This is a genomic window from Micromonospora sp. NPDC047074 (genome assembly GCF_040643815.1).
In the GTDB taxonomy this organism is placed as follows: domain Bacteria; phylum Actinomycetota; class Actinomycetes; order Mycobacteriales; family Micromonosporaceae; genus Micromonospora.
Genome location: NZ_JBEYVB010000001.1, coordinates 280,288 through 293,310, shown reverse-complemented (window position 1 = coordinate 293,310; position 13,023 = coordinate 280,288). Strand labels below are relative to the sequence as shown.

General features: G+C 72.9%; 15 protein-coding genes. 7 read left to right on the top strand and 8 right to left on the bottom strand.

Annotated elements, in window-relative coordinates:
* Positions 1 to 6: 6 nt before the first annotated feature.
* From ABZ809_RS01455 to ABZ809_RS01445, 3 genes are all read right to left on the bottom strand, one after another.
* Entirely contained in the window at positions 7 to 804 is a 798-nt protein-coding gene (locus ABZ809_RS01455; RefSeq protein WP_357560346.1) for an AAC(3) family N-acetyltransferase, read from the bottom strand.
* Between the two features lie 75 nt (positions 805 to 879).
* Positions 880 to 1,974: a hypothetical protein gene (locus tag ABZ809_RS01450; RefSeq protein ID WP_357560345.1), complete on the bottom strand. Its 1,095-nt coding sequence runs from the start codon at positions 1,972 to 1,974 to the stop codon at positions 880 to 882.
* Positions 1,975 to 2,109: 135 nt separating this feature from the next.
* Positions 2,110 to 2,430, bottom strand: coding sequence for a helix-turn-helix transcriptional regulator (locus ABZ809_RS01445; RefSeq protein WP_357560805.1), 321 nt, complete (start codon positions 2,428 to 2,430; stop codon positions 2,110 to 2,112).
* Positions 2,431 to 2,518: 88 nt separating this feature from the next.
* On the opposite strand from ABZ809_RS01445, the gene ABZ809_RS01440 reads away from it, so the two are divergent.
* Positions 2,519 to 3,406, top strand: coding sequence for an LLM class flavin-dependent oxidoreductase (locus ABZ809_RS01440; RefSeq protein WP_357560344.1), 888 nt, complete (start codon positions 2,519 to 2,521; stop codon positions 3,404 to 3,406).
* Between the two features lie 8 nt (positions 3,407 to 3,414).
* Here ABZ809_RS01440 and ABZ809_RS01435 read toward each other — a convergent pair whose 3' ends face one another.
* Complete coding sequence (locus tag ABZ809_RS01435; RefSeq protein WP_357560343.1) at positions 3,415 to 3,846, bottom strand: ASCH domain-containing protein; 432 nt, start codon at positions 3,844 to 3,846, stop codon at positions 3,415 to 3,417.
* Between the two features lie 104 nt (positions 3,847 to 3,950).
* Here ABZ809_RS01435 and ABZ809_RS01430 point away from each other — a divergent pair, with 104 nt between their 5' ends.
* The gene (locus ABZ809_RS01430; RefSeq protein ID WP_357560342.1) at positions 3,951 to 4,487 is read left to right on the top strand and encodes an alpha/beta hydrolase; all 537 of its coding nucleotides are present in this window, start codon (positions 3,951 to 3,953) and stop codon (positions 4,485 to 4,487) included.
* Here the strand turns inward: ABZ809_RS01430 and ABZ809_RS01425 are convergent.
* Positions 4,475 to 5,587: a hypothetical protein gene (locus tag ABZ809_RS01425; protein WP_357560341.1), complete on the bottom strand. Its 1,113-nt coding sequence runs from the start codon at positions 5,585 to 5,587 to the stop codon at positions 4,475 to 4,477. The two genes, ABZ809_RS01430 and ABZ809_RS01425, sit on opposite strands and share 13 nt — an antisense overlap.
* Before the next feature lie 34 nt (positions 5,588 to 5,621).
* Positions 5,622 to 6,173, bottom strand: a complete 552-nt coding sequence (locus tag ABZ809_RS01420; protein ID WP_357560340.1) for a phosphoribosyltransferase family protein — start codon at positions 6,171 to 6,173, stop codon at positions 5,622 to 5,624.
* A gap of 242 nt (positions 6,174 to 6,415) precedes the next feature.
* Between ABZ809_RS01420 and ABZ809_RS01415 the strand changes: the two genes are divergently transcribed.
* The 4 genes from ABZ809_RS01415 (at position 6,416) to ABZ809_RS01400 (ending at position 11,209) form a co-directional block, all read left to right on the top strand.
* On the top strand, positions 6,416 to 7,045 hold the full coding sequence (locus ABZ809_RS01415; protein WP_357560339.1) for a septal ring lytic transglycosylase RlpA family protein: 630 nt from the start codon (positions 6,416 to 6,418) through the stop codon (positions 7,043 to 7,045).
* 100 nt (positions 7,046 to 7,145) lie between these two features.
* The gene (locus ABZ809_RS01410) at positions 7,146 to 8,273 is read left to right on the top strand and encodes a PP2C family protein-serine/threonine phosphatase (RefSeq protein ID WP_357560338.1); all 1,128 of its coding nucleotides are present in this window, start codon (positions 7,146 to 7,148) and stop codon (positions 8,271 to 8,273) included.
* Positions 8,274 to 8,389: 116 nt separating this feature from the next.
* Positions 8,390 to 10,246: an acyl-CoA dehydrogenase gene (locus tag ABZ809_RS01405; protein ID WP_357560337.1), complete on the top strand. Its 1,857-nt coding sequence runs from the start codon at positions 8,390 to 8,392 to the stop codon at positions 10,244 to 10,246.
* 693 nt (positions 10,247 to 10,939) lie between these two features.
* Positions 10,940 to 11,209, top strand: a complete 270-nt coding sequence (locus ABZ809_RS01400; RefSeq protein WP_013730795.1) for a DUF6458 family protein — start codon at positions 10,940 to 10,942, stop codon at positions 11,207 to 11,209.
* Positions 11,210 to 11,255: 46 nt separating this feature from the next.
* Here ABZ809_RS01400 and ABZ809_RS01395 read toward each other — a convergent pair whose 3' ends face one another.
* Positions 11,256 to 11,792 (bottom strand): histidine phosphatase family protein, encoded by a 537-nt coding sequence (locus ABZ809_RS01395; RefSeq protein ID WP_357560336.1) that lies wholly within the window; start codon positions 11,790 to 11,792, stop codon positions 11,256 to 11,258.
* A gap of 115 nt (positions 11,793 to 11,907) precedes the next feature.
* Here ABZ809_RS01395 and ABZ809_RS01390 point away from each other — a divergent pair, with 115 nt between their 5' ends.
* Complete coding sequence (locus tag ABZ809_RS01390) at positions 11,908 to 12,192, top strand: DUF6458 family protein (RefSeq protein WP_357560335.1); 285 nt, start codon at positions 11,908 to 11,910, stop codon at positions 12,190 to 12,192.
* Between the two features lie 60 nt (positions 12,193 to 12,252).
* Here the strand turns inward: ABZ809_RS01390 and ABZ809_RS01385 are convergent, their stop codons facing one another.
* Entirely contained in the window at positions 12,253 to 12,930 is a 678-nt protein-coding gene (locus ABZ809_RS01385; RefSeq protein WP_357560334.1) for a hemolysin III family protein, read from the bottom strand.
* Positions 12,931 to 13,023 lie beyond the last annotated feature (93 nt).

Below are 13,023 nucleotides of genomic sequence, written 5' to 3'. Positions count from 1 at the left end.
TGCCCGTCAGCTGACACCGCCCCGGTGGGTGTCCATCCAGCCGGTGGCGAAGTCGACAAGCGCACGCTGGGACATCAGTCGGGCCGTCGCCTCGCCGACCCGGCCCACGACAGCCGCGCCGGTCGCCTCGAAGTCGGCGCCGATCTGTGGGAAGTCGTCCTCGTCGGTCTGCACGTCGGTCCAGGTCAGCCAGTGGCTGCCGCCGTCCGGGCGTAGCACGGAGGCGCCCTGCTCGGCGCGCGGAGCGGCTGCCTGTCGCCACTCGGCGAGATGCAGCGACGTGTTCGAGTCGTACCCGCACCCGAGCAGGAGCACCCGGCCGTCGAGGCGGTACACCGCGCCCAGCGGCGACTGCTCGCCCAGGGCGTCGTCCAGGCGGTGGCCGGCCACGATCTCCGCCGCCCGGGGGCCGAGGGCGGCGAAGGAGACCTGAGGGTGGTCGCTGCGCACCGCGCCGGGCCAGGCGCGGACGACCTCGGGAAGGACGCCCACGTACCGGCTGGGGGTGCGCGCCGGGTCGAAGCCGGGCGTGGCCGCGCGGATCACCGGCCACCACGCTTCGGGTACGGGCGGGGCCTGCCAGCCGGCGGGGTCGGTGTTGTCGGACGTGTGGGTGGGCACCACCAGTGTGCCGGCCGGCCCGAGCACCTCCAACAGGGCCGCGACGGCCGCCTGTGTCCCGCCGGCGACGAACCCGAGAGCCCGTACCGACGAGTGCACCAGCACGACGTCCCCGGCGGCCAGGCCGAGGCCCCGCAGGTCGGCGGCCAGGGACTCGATGGTGTGCGGCGTCGCCTGATCCACGACGGGCAGCCTATGCGGCGGTCACGCGCCCGCCCACCGGGTTTCCGCCGGGCGCGACGCGCGCTGGCGGACCCGTCAGTCGACGGCGGCGGTGGGCAGGGGCTCGCGGCGGGGTAGCGCGGCCAACGCCAGCGCGAGCAGTGCGGTGGCCGTACCGGCCAGGAACAGGAGCGAGCCCGCCGGTTGACCGAGCCACTCCCACAGGGGATGCCACGTCGGGTGCGGCTCGTCGAGGTGGTGCCGGAGCAAGTTCGGCACGGTCAGCAGGACGGGCGCCCACCACAGGGCCATGGTGAGCGCGTACGACACGCTGACGGCGCCACGGCCGCCGTGCGGTGTCTCGGTGCGGCGGCTCGCCCAGCCGAACACCAGCCAACCGAGGCCCGCGCCGAGCAGGCCACCGACGACGCCCGCTGGCAGTACGGCCGGTGGGGTCGTCCGGCGCAGGTCGAGCCAGAGCTGCGGGGTGTCCGCGGAGGCGGTGCGGACCTGCAGGGTGAGCGTGGTGTCGCCGCGCCGGGCGGGCACCGTGGTCTCGGTCGTGACCGTGGTCCGGGTACAGAACTTGTCGGCGCAACCGGAGTGGCGGGCGACCGTCGGCTCGTACACCTGCCAACCGGTCTCGCGCAGGCGCCGCTGGGCCAGCGCGAGCGTCTCCTCGGCGGACGTCGCAGGTGCGGCGATCACCTCGGCCACGACGCTGCCCTGCTGGTATTCGCCGCCGTCGCCGAGGAGCAGGTTGTCGAGCTGCCGCACGGTGAGCGGCCGGGTGTAGAAGCTGAACAGCGGGGGCGCCGGGTCGACCTTACCGAGGCCGTGACCGGGCAGCGCGGCGGCGACGAGGGCGGCGGTCTCGGCCCGGCCGGGCAGCGGTCGGGCGGTCTCCCACGCGGCCCGGGCGGCGACGGCGGCGGAGAACAGGCCACAGACGACGGCGGCGAGCGTGGCCCAGGCGGCGACGGTGCGGCTGGCCGGGCGCCCCAGCCGGCAGCGCAGGCCGTGCCGGATCAGGTTCGCGGCCTCACGCGCGGTGGGCCGGGTGCGACCGGCGGGCGCGGCGTCGAGCAGCACACCGACCATCTCGTCGGCCCGGGCTCGCCGGTAGGCGCGTGGGTGGCAGAACAGCAGCCGCCGGTAGCGGCGGGCGAGCAGGTCGCCGTTCGTCGGCATGGCCGTCCTTTCGTCGGTACGCCCGGACCGGCCGCACGGGCGGCGCGGGCCGGTGTGGCGGCGGGTCGGCGCGGTAGCGGTCGGGCGTCGCGGTGGTGGGTCGCGGAGCGGTGTCGCGAAGGTGGCGTGGGCGGGTCAGGCGGTGCCGGGGCGCAGGGCGCGCAGCCGCGTCTCGGCGGCGGTGGCGAGCTGCCGGAGCCTGGCGGTCTCGGCGTCCAGGGCGCGGACGCCGTCGGGGGTGAGGCGGTAGTAGCGGCGGAGCCGGCCGTCGACGGTCTCCTCGCGGTCGGGCGCGACGAGCCCCTGCGCGTGCAGCCGGTCCAGCGCGGCGTAGAGGGTGCCCGGCAGCAGGGTGACGCGCTGTGCGGAGAGGGCGGTGACCTCCCGGACGATGCCGTAGCCGTGCCGCGGACCGCCGGCCAGCGCGGTGAGGATCAGGAACGTCGGCTCACGCATCGCGGTCACGGGCGTCACCATATTCAGATCATCGATATATGGTCAAGGCCCGTGTGAAGGACGTCCGGAGGCCGGCGCCGTTAGGCTGGTGATCATGCGGATTGGCATCGTGATCCTCCCCGACCAGCGCTGGTCCGACTCGCAACATCGCTGGCGGCAGGCGGACGAGTGGGGCTTCGACCACGCCTGGACGTACGACCACCTGGGCTGGCGGGACCTGGTCGACGGGCCGTGGTTCGACTCCGTGACCACGCTGACCGCCGCGGCGACGGTGACCTCCCGCATCCGGCTCGGAACGCTTGTCGCCTCGCCGAACTTCCGCCACCCGGCGGCGTTCGCCCGGCAGGTCACCGCGCTCGACGACGTCTCCGACGGGCGGCTGCTGCTCGGCCTCGGCGCGGGCGGGATCGGCTTCGACTCGGCCGTGCTGGGCGGGGAGACGCTGCCGCCGCGCCAGCGGGTGGACCGGCTCGCCGAGTTCACCGAGCTGCTCGACCTCATCCTGCGCGAGGACGGCACGACCTGGCGGGGGGAGTGGTTCACCGCTGTGGACGCGCGGAACAATCCGGGCTGCGTCCAGACGCCCCGGGTGCCGTTCGTGATGGCGGCCAACGGTCCCCGGTCGATGCGGCTGGTGGCGCGGTACGGCCAGGGCTGGGTCACCACCGGCCCCGACGAGAAGGACCTGGAGAGCTGGTGGGCCGGGGTGGCCGGGGCCTGCGACCGGATGGACGCGGCGCTCGCCGCCGCCGACCGCGACCGGGGCACCCTGGACCGCTACCTCTCGCTCGACTCGGCGCCGGCGTTCTCGTTGCGCAGCGCCGACTTCTTCGCCGAGCAGGTCGGCCGGGCCGCCGCCCTCGGCTTCACCGACGTGGTCACGCACTGGCCCCGGGCCAGCAGCTGGTACGCCGGCGACGAGTCGGTCCTGGTGGACGTGGCCACCCGCCTGCTGCCGGAGCTGCGTCGCGCCTGACGCGCCGTTCAGGTGCCGAGGTCTCCGGTGGCGATCCCGCCGTCGCCGCCGGAGACCAGCCGGAACCGGATGCAGACGACCTCACTGCCGTCGGTGACGTGGTTGCCCAGCCGTGCCCAGTAGGCCGCGTGCCCCTCGCGCCACTCCTCGATGGACCGGTCGCCCTCCCCCTCCGAGCGGGCGAAATCCCAGGGCACGTCGGCGAAGCGGACCACCTCGACGCCGGTGACCTCCACGACGCCGACCAGCGCGTCCGCGTCGTCGACGAGGGCCAGCCGCTCGCCGGCGTGCTCCAGCTTCTCGTCCTCCGCGGCGTACTCGGTGACCAGCCCGGCGGTCGCCGTCTTCACCCCGGCCAGCACCAGGGCGTTCAGCCGTGCCCGCAGCTCGCCGGGGGTGCCGAGGGCGAGGGTGCGCAGTCCGCCGATCCGAGGCCACATCCTGCCGACGCTACGCCGCCGTCGATCACCCGTCGTGGCATTTCCGCCCCCACAGATCGCGTGGTGGGCGCTACGGTGAGTGGGGCGACGATCAGGAGGCGGGCATGGCGAGCCGACGCGCGGTGCTCATCCCCGGCCGGGGCTACGACACCCGGTTCCCGCTCTTCCTCTACGCCGGCGAGGCGCTGCGCCGCGCTGGCTATGCCCTGCACGCCATCTCCTGGGAGGTGCCGGAGCGGTTCGCCCCCGACCGCGACGGGCCGGGCCCCGCCGTCGACTGGGTGATCGGGCAGGTCGCCCGGACCCTCACCGAGCCGACGCAGCTGCTGGTCGGTAAGTCGCTCGGCTCGATGGCCACGCCGCTGGCCGCCGACCGCGAGCTGCCGGCCGTCTGGCTCACGCCGCTACTGCAGGTGCCGGCCGTGGTCGACGGCCTGCGCCGGGCCGCCGCGCCGTTCCTGCTGGTGGGCGGCACCGCCGACCCCTCCTGGGACGGTCCGCTCGCCCGCCGGCTCACCCCGCACGTGCTGGAGATCGACCAGGCCGATCACGCGCTGATGGTGCCGGGCCCGCTGGCCCGCTCCGCCGAGGCGCTCGGTCGGGTCTGCACGGCCGTCGAGGAGTTCGTTCAGATGAGCTGACCGGCGTAGCCGGCGGCGGCGAGCACCCGCTCGTCGCCGCTCGTCGCGTGCGCGTCCAGGACCGCGTCTGCCAGCTTGACCACGTGCGCGTCGCCGTGCCGGGCGGCCCGTGCGAAGACCTCCGCCGGGTCGCCGCCGGCCACCGCCGGGAGCGCGGCCGGCCGCGGTGGCGCGTACACCGAGATCACGGCCGCCGTCGCGGACCAGGCCGCGGCGACGCTCGGCGCCCACAGCGCCGGATCGAGAGCCGGCAGGGTACGCAGCACCGCGGTCGGCGCGGTCACCGCGTGCACCAGCATCACCGGCTCGGCGTGCCCGAAGCGTAGGTAGTCCAGGCTCGCGCCGTGCACCAGCGCGACCAGGTCCCGCTCGGCCCCGGCCGGGGTCCGCGCCGGCCGCAGCGCCGCCACGGCGGCCGGCCAGTCGGGTACGGCCGGCAGCCGCCCGAGCCGCTCCCGGATGCCGCCGGTCCGGTCGGCGATCCGGGGCAGCCCGGCCAGTGCGGCGGCGACGTGCGGCTCGTCACCGCCGGCCGGTGGACGGCCCGCCGCCGTCAGGTCGTGCCCGCCCGTCAGGTCGTGGCCGGGGACCGGTTGCCACCGGGCGGCCCAGTAGGCGAGGGCCTGACCCAGCTCGGCGAGCCGCGCTGGGCTCTCCGGCATCTCCCGCAGGACGCGGACGGCGTGACCGACCCGGATGACGCCGTGCGTGGCACCGGCGGCGATGCCGGGCAGCAGCCGCGGCCACCAGGTGCCGAGCACCTCCCGCCAGGGGCGCTCCCGCAGCGCCCGGTCGAAGTGGACCAGCCAGTCCCCGGCCCGCTTCGGGTCGCCCAGGGCATCGCGCCAGTCCTCGATGGAGCGCAGGCCACGCGGCAGTTCGTCCAGCCGCCGCAGGTACGAGTCCAGCCAGCGGTGCACCCCACGGCCGTGGCCGTGTCGGACCAGCGCCTCCACGGCCATCGGCCCGTGGTTGGAGAGCCAGCCCTCGTACTCGGGCCCGGTGCGGTGCAGCCGTCGGTACGCCTCGTCCAGGACCCCCTCGCCTACGGCACTTTCCTCGCCCACCGAACTGTCCTCGCTGGCGCTTCCCTCGTCCATGGCTCCGATCCTCGGACCTGAACCGAGGTTCAGGTCAACCCGTCAGTTCGGTGCCGTTCACCAACCCCCGGACGCGCAGCTCGGCGGCGACCGCCGGGGCGCAGTCCAGCACCACCGTGGCGGTGCCGACCGGCTCGGCGCCGCGCGCCGCGCAGATCTCGTAGAGCGCGCGGACCTGTGCCCCGGTGGCGACCCAGTCGTCCACCACCAGCACCCGGTCACCCCGGTCGAGACCGTGGTCCCGGACGGCCAGGTCCACCCGCCGCCCCCGGAAGTCCGGCGGGCTCTGCGCCCAGGTGAGCGGCCCGGCGGGCAACCGGCCGTCGCCCGGCTTGTGCGCCGGCACGAAGCCGACCCCGAGCGCCGTCGCGGCGAGCGGGCCGAGCAGGAACCCCGTGACCGCCGGCGAGACGACCACGGTCGGCCGGGCGGCCCGGAACGGCTCCACGAGGGCCGGCCCCAACCGGGCGAGGACGTGCGGATCCCGCCACCAGCCGGAGACGTCGCTGACCAGGTGACTGGCGCCGGGGCCGGGATCGATCCACCGGACCAGCTCGGCGAGACGTCCGCTCAGCTCGGAGGGCATGTCGCCCATCCTGCGCCACCGCGCCCGGCTGTTAGGAAGGGCCCCTTGCTATCGCTTTCTGCTGTGCAAGGTGCCCTTCCTAACGCGTTCCGCACCGGGCCGCGCGGCCCACGACGGGTCGGATGATCGGACACACGTACTGCCGCAATTCCGGGCATAACGCCATGATCACGTTGACTTCGGAAGTGCTTCTCTCGTTACGGTCCGACCCGGTTTGTTCAGCTGACGAAAGGACCGGGCCGGTGGCTGGTAGGCACTCCCGTACCCGCATGTTCTCCTCGCCGGCCGGCATCGCGGCCACCGCGGCGGTCGGGGTCGTCCTCGCCGTCGGCGGCACCGTCGGCGCCGTCCAGCTGACGTCGGGTGCCGAGCCCGCCGCCCCCGTCGCCGTCGACCTCCCGCCCACCGCTGTGCCGAGCAGCACCGTACCCAGCACGCCGGCCGCTCCGCCGAGCGCCAGCGCGTCGCCGAGCGCGACCGCCAGCCCGAAGGTCACCCGGTCCGCCCAGGCCCCCTCGCGGAGCAAGCCGCGTACGGCCACGCCGAAGCCCACCGCGACGAAGAAGAGCAGCACCGCCCGCCCGGTGGTGGACAGCGGTTCGTGCGGTGCCTCGTTCTACTCGGAGGGGCAGCTCACCGCGAACGGCGAGAACTTCGACCCGTCGGCGCTGACCGCCGCCCACAAGACCCTGCCGTTCGACACGCGGGTCCGGGTCACCAACCCGGCCAACGGCAAGTCCGTGACGGTACGCATCAACGACCGTGGCCCGTTCATCGAGGGGCGCTGCCTGGACCTGTCCCGGGCCGCGTTCGCCAGGATCGCCTCGCTCGACGCCGGCCACGTCGAGGTTCGCTACGAGGTGCTCGGCTGAGCCCGTGCCGGGCGGCGATCGGGCCGGTGCCGCGACCCGCGCGGGCAGAACCTTGTCAGACGACGGGCCAGGTTCATTCACCCGTTCACTTCAATCAGGCATGCTGTCCCTCGTACGAATGCGACCCTTCCAGTCGGGCCCCGGCCCGCTGAGCCCCGGATCCCGCGCCGGTCTCGGCGCGGCCCTCGCCCTGCTCGCGATCGTCTCCGCCGTGGAGCTGGCCGACGGCCGTCCGGCGAACTACATCGCGTTCATGGTCGGCGCGCCGTTCCTGGCCGCGGCACTGGCCTCCTGGCGGATCGTGCTCGGCCTGGGGGTCGCGGCCACGGCACTCGGGGCCGCGTTCGCCCTCGCCGCGGAGACCGTGCCGCTCCCCACCGCGGTCGCCGTCGCGTGCATCGCGCTGGGCACCGCGATCGCGGTGGCGACGGCAGCCGTACGGCAGCGCCAGGCCGAGCAGATCGTCGAGCTGTCCCGGCTGGCCTCGGTGGCCCAGCAGGCCGTGCTCCGTCCGCTCGGGCCGCAGGTCGGGACGCTCTCGGTCGCCGCCCGGTACATCTCCTCCACCGCCACCGCAGAGATCGGCGGCGACCTGTACGAGGCGGTCGACACGCCGTACGGGGTGCGGATGATCATCGGCGACGTACGGGGCAAGGGCCTGGACGCGGTCCGGCTGGCGAGCATCGTGCTGGGCTCGTACCGGCACGTGGCGTACGAGCGGGCGGACCTGCGGGCCGTCGTGACCGACCTGGACCGGGCGGTGGCCCGGAGCGTGGGTGACGAGGACTTCGTCACGGCCGCGCTGGTCGAGGAGCGGGGCGGGACGCTCACCATCGTCAACTGCGGGCACCCGCCACCGCTGCTGCTGCGCCGGGGCGCCGTCATTCCGCTCGAACCGCCGGCCCCCGCGCCGCCGCTGGGCTTCATGCCGGTGGTTCGTCCCCGGGTCGAACGGCTGGAGCCCGGCGACCGGCTGCTGCTGTTCACCGACGGGCTCGGCGAGGCCCGCCGCGACGGGGAGTTCTTCCCGACCGCCGACCGGGCCTGGGGGTTGCTGGGCCACGGCACGGTCGCCGACGGGCTCGCCTCGCTGGAGACCGCCCTGGTCGAGTGGGTGCACGGCCGGCTCGACGACGACATCGCCCTGGTCCTCATGGAGTACACGGGCTCGCGGGGCGTCGCGACGGCGGCCGTGCCGAGCTGGGAGGTCGGCGCAGCCGAGAGCTGAGCCGGCAAGTGTGTAATCGCCGTCACTTCCGAGACTGGGTTGTCGCTGCCTACCGATCAGTAATACAGTCGGGGTTACTGATCGGTAACACCTGTCCGGAAGCGGGGCCAGCGAGCATGACCCACTACAAGAGCAACCTTCGAGACCTCGAGTTCAACCTCTTCGAGGTCTTCGGGGCGGACCAGGCGTTCAGCCAGGCGCCGTACTCGGACCTGGACGTCGACACCGCACGCGACATCCTCGCCGAGGTCGACCGCCTCGCCCGCGAGGACCTGGCGGCCAGCTACACGGACAGCGACCGCAACCCGCCGGTCTTCGACCCGGCCACGCACACCGCGCCGCTGCCGGAGCCGTTCAAGAAGTCGTACCAGGCGTTCATGAACTCCGAGTTCTGGCGGCTGGAGCTTCCGGCGGAGCTGGACGGCAGCAACGCGCCCCGGGCGCTCGTGTGGTCCTTCGCCGAGCTGATCCTCGGTGCCAACGCCGCCGTCTGGATGTACGCCTCCGGCCCGTCCTTCGCGCACGTGCTGCACGTCGAGGGCACCGAGCAGCAGAAGCGGTGGGCCAAGCTCTTCGCCGACAAGCAGTGGGGCTCCACGATGGTGCTCACCGAGCCGGACGCCGGCTCGGATGTGGGCGCCGGTCGTGCCCGCGCCATCCCGCAGCCCGACGGCTCGTGGCACATCGAGGGCGTGAAGCGGTTCATCACCTCCGCCGAGCACGACCTGAGCGACAACATCATCCACTACGTGCTGGCCCGTCCGGTCGGCGTCGAGGGCGTCGGCGGCCCCGGTACCAAGGGCCTGTCCCTGTTCGTGGTGCCGAAGTACCACTTCGACGAGAACACCGGCGAGCTGGGCGAGCGCAACGGCGTCTTCGCCACCAACGTCGAGCACAAGATGGGCCTGAAGGTCTCCAACACCTGCGAGGTGACCTTCGGCGAGCACGGCGTACCGGCCAAGGGCTGGCTGCTGGGTGAGAAGCACGAGGGCATCCGGCAGATGTTCATGATCATCGAGAACGCCCGGATGATGGTCGGCACCAAGGCCATCGCCACCCTCTCGACCGGTTACCTGAACGCCCTGGAGTACGCCAAGAGCCGGGTGCAGGGCGCCGACCTGACGAACCAGGCCGACAAGACCGCGCCGCGCGTCACGATCACTCACCACCCGGACGTGCGCCGCTCGCTGATGCTGCAGAAGTCGTACGCCGAGGGCCTGCGCGCCCTGGTCTGCTACACCGCCACCTGGCAGGACAAGATCGCCATTGCCGAGGCGGCCGGCGACGAGAAGACGACCAAGCTCGCCAAGCGGGTCAACGACCTGCTCCTTCCGCTGGTCAAGGGCGTCGGCTCGGAGCGGGCGTACGAGCTGCTCGGCCACGAGTCGTTGCAGACCTTCGGTGGCTCCGGCTTCCTCCAGGACTACCCGCTGGAGCAGTACGTCCGGGACTCGAAGATCGACACCCTGTACGAGGGCACCACCGCCATCCAGAGCCTGGACCTCATCTTCCGGAAGATCGTCCGGGACAACGGCAAGGCGCTGATGGCGGTTGCCGGCGAGATCCAGGAGTTCATCACCACCGAGGCCGGCAACGGTCAGCTCAAGGAGGAGCGGCAGGCGCTGGGCAAGGCGCTCGCCGAGATCCAGAACATGGTCGGCGTGCTCACCGGCTGGCTGGGCGAGGCGCAGGGTGGCGACACCCGTGCCCTCTACAAGGTCGGCCTGAGCGGTCGCCGGTTCCTGCTGGCGATCGGCGACCTGGTCGTCGGCTGGCTGCTCCAGAAGCAGGCCGACGTGGCCCTGAAGGCGCTGGCCGGCGAGGTCGGCGCCGCCGACAAGGCGTTCTACACCGGCAAGGTTGCCGCGGCCCGGTTCTTCGCCCGCGAGGTGCTGCCCCGCATCGGCGCCGACCGGCGGATCATCGAGGGCACCGACCTGGACATCATGGACCTCCCGGAGGAGGCCTTCTGAGGTAGGCCGCCGGGCGTGTCCCGGCGGTGACTCGGCACGACGGCCGGCGGGCAGCACCCGCCGGCCGTCGTCGTTTGCTCCCCGTCCGTTGTCGTTGCTCCCGGCCGTCGTCGTTCATGTCCCGTCGGCCCTCGTTTCGTCTTGCCCTTGCCCTTGCCCTCGCCCTTGCCCTCGCTGTCGTCCTTCCGCCGCATGCCGAGGGGGTCGCGCGGCGGCGGCCGGGACGGGGCCGTGATCCCCATGCCGCTCTGCCGGGTTTGCCCGCTCGGCCGATCACCGGATTTGCCCGCTCGGCCGATCACGCAGCGTGGTGGGCCCGCGCTTCCGTGACCAGTCACTCTCCCCGCCCTTTGCTCTGCAGCCACGGAAGCACCAGCGACTCTCGGTAGCTGTTGCTTCCGTGGCTGCAAAGCAAAGCGGCTGCGGGATGGTGTCACTACGGCGCCCAAGCGCGCCGAATTGAGTCCGTTCCTCGGGTTTGCACCTTTTGCGGCAATGACGCTCCGTGGTGGTGGCCCAGTGGCTCTTGACGCTCGCGCTTCGGTGGGCAGTCACCGATCGTGGTGGCGTCGGCGGCGTTCCGCTGGCCGGATTCGGGGACGCCATCCGGGTAGCCGGTCGATGTGACGGGTAACCGTCGCTGGGCCAGGTCAGAGAACGCCCAGAGCCACCGCACGAAGGAGTGCAGCGCACATGGGCATTGGTAGCGGAATCTTCCTGATCGCGATCGGCGCGATCCTCACCTTCGCCATCAGGGCCAACGTCTGGTGGGTCGACCTGCGTGCGGTCGGCTGGGTGTTCATCCTGGCCGGGCTGGGCGTACTGCTCACCACGCTCTGGTTCTGGCAGGACCGGCGAAAGCGGGCGCGGACCCTGATCGTGGAGGAGAACCGGCTCTCACATCCGACCGCGATGATGCCGCCGCCGCCCGACCCGCCGCCGCCGACCGCGCCGCCGTCCTGAGCCGACGCACGGCCCACGAGCCACCCGCCACGCACCGGCGGGTGGCTCAGCCGCGTGCCGTGTGCCGGTCGGTGATCGGCGCGCAATCCCGGTCGAATTTCGCCCAGTCGACGTCGGACCGATGCACCACCACGTCGCTCGTGCGCATCCCGTCCTGATCCGCCCGCGCCGGATCGAGCAGGGCGGAGAGCAGCGAGATGCCCGGATTGTGGGCGACGAGCAGCACCGTACGGACGGCCGGGTCCACGCGCCGGACCAGGGTCAGCAGGTCCTCCGGGTGCGCCTCGTACGCGTCCGCCTCGTAACGGACGACGGGAGCGGGACCGGCCGAACCGCCCTCCGGCGGCGCTCCGGTCATGCCCATCGCCACGGCGTGCCAGGTCTCCCGGGTGCGCCGGGCGGTCGAGCAGATGACCAGATCCGGCAACAGGTCGTGCCTGGCCAGCCACGCCCCCGCCGCCGCGGCGTCGGCCTGCCCCCGCGGGGCCAGCGGGCGGCGTTCGTCCGGTCTCTCCCCGGGCTGCTCGGCCTTGGCGTGCCTGAGCAGCACCAACGTTCGTCCCTGGGCGTGAGCGTCCGTCATGTCCCCAGCTTGCCCGATTGGCGATCAGAGTGCCTGGGTAAGTCGATGGATGCCGCACCCTCACCGATGGCCGCGGCGGAGGGAAACGCCAGGGGACAGCCGAGGAGGCGACGACATGGGTATTGGTGGCAGCATCTTCCTGATCGCGTTGGGTGCGATCTTCGCGTTCGCCGTGGAGGCGGATCTGGGCTGGCTCAACGTGGCCGTCGTCGGCTGGGTGCTGATGCTCGCCGGCGTGGCGGCGCTGCTGGTCACCCTCCACTTCTGGAACTCGCGCCGCCGGACGGTGGTCACCCCGGTGCGCGGAAACCGGGTGGTCGCCGAGCGGGTGGTGCCGGTGCAGGACGACCGGGTCGTGGAGGAGTACCGCGAGGTGCGCCGGCCGTACGGCACCGCCTGACGTCCTGGCACACCGTCTCTCCGGGGCTCCGTCATGCGGCGGGGCCCCGGCGCTCGTCCGTCAGGCGAACAGGGCGAAGTAGATGGCGATGTGGTGGCAGATGGCGGCCAGCAGCGTGCAGGCGTGGAAGAACTCGTGGTGGCCGAAGACGGTGGGCCACGGGTTGGGCCGGCGTAGCGCGTAGAAGAACGCGCCGACGCTGTAGATCGCGCCGCCCACGATGAGCAGCACCAGCGCGGTGACGCCACCCTGGTGCAGGATGTCGGGCAGCATCGCGACCGAGACCCAGCCGAGTGCCAGGTAGAGCGGCGCGGAGACCCAGCGCGGGGCGTGCGGCCAGACCAGCTTGAGCGCCACGCCGGCGAGCGCGCCGCCCCAGACCAGCGACAGCATGATCGTGGCCGGCCGGGGTTCCAGCAGCAGTACGCAGAACGGTGTGTAGGTGCCGGCGATGAACACGAAGATCATCGAATGGTCCATCCGGCGCATGATCTGGTACCCGCGCTCGGACCACACGCGCCGGTGGTAGAGCGCGCTGGTGCCGAAGAGCCCGCACACCGTCAGGCTGTAGAGGACACAACTGACCAGGGGCGCCCAGCCGGGCCGGCTGGCGGCGATCGCGCTCAGCACGATGCCGCAGACCGCGGCGACGAAGAAGGCGTACGTGTGCAGCCAGCCGCGCATCCGGGGCTTACCGATGTCGACCGGCTTGAGTCGAAGCGGTGCGGAGGTGGTCACGTCATCAGGTTACGGCACCGTAGGTTACCTGCAGGTAGTGCGTCCGGTCACGTGAGATGACCACCGGTCGACCCTGTCGCCACCTGCCGATCG

Bases quoted from the DNA above. Each gene is read 5' to 3' on its own strand.
- ABZ809_RS01450 (WP_357560345.1), bottom strand. From the start codon at position 1,974: ATGCCGACGAACGGCGACCTGCTCGCCCGCCGCTACCGGCGGCTGCTG.
- ABZ809_RS01445 (WP_357560805.1), bottom strand. From the start codon at position 2,430: ATGCGTGAGCCGACGTTCCTGATCCTCACCGCGCTGGCCGGCGGTCCG.
- ABZ809_RS01435 (WP_357560343.1), bottom strand. From the start codon at position 3,846: ATGTGGCCTCGGATCGGCGGACTGCGCACCCTCGCCCTCGGCACCCCC.
- ABZ809_RS01430 (WP_357560342.1), top strand. From the start codon at position 3,951: ATGGCGAGCCGACGCGCGGTGCTCATCCCCGGCCGGGGCTACGACACC.
- ABZ809_RS01425 (WP_357560341.1), bottom strand. From the start codon at position 5,587: ATGGACGAGGGAAGCGCCAGCGAGGACAGTTCGGTGGGCGAGGAAAGT.
- ABZ809_RS01420 (WP_357560340.1), bottom strand. From the start codon at position 6,173: ATGCCCTCCGAGCTGAGCGGACGTCTCGCCGAGCTGGTCCGGTGGATC.
- ABZ809_RS01410 (WP_357560338.1), top strand. From the start codon at position 7,146: ATGCTGTCCCTCGTACGAATGCGACCCTTCCAGTCGGGCCCCGGCCCG.
- ABZ809_RS01405 (WP_357560337.1), top strand. From the start codon at position 8,390: ATGACCCACTACAAGAGCAACCTTCGAGACCTCGAGTTCAACCTCTTC.
- ABZ809_RS01400 (WP_013730795.1), top strand. From the start codon at position 10,940: ATGGGCATTGGTAGCGGAATCTTCCTGATCGCGATCGGCGCGATCCTC.
- ABZ809_RS01395 (WP_357560336.1), bottom strand. From the start codon at position 11,792: ATGACGGACGCTCACGCCCAGGGACGAACGTTGGTGCTGCTCAGGCAC.
- ABZ809_RS01390 (WP_357560335.1), top strand. From the start codon at position 11,908: ATGGGTATTGGTGGCAGCATCTTCCTGATCGCGTTGGGTGCGATCTTC.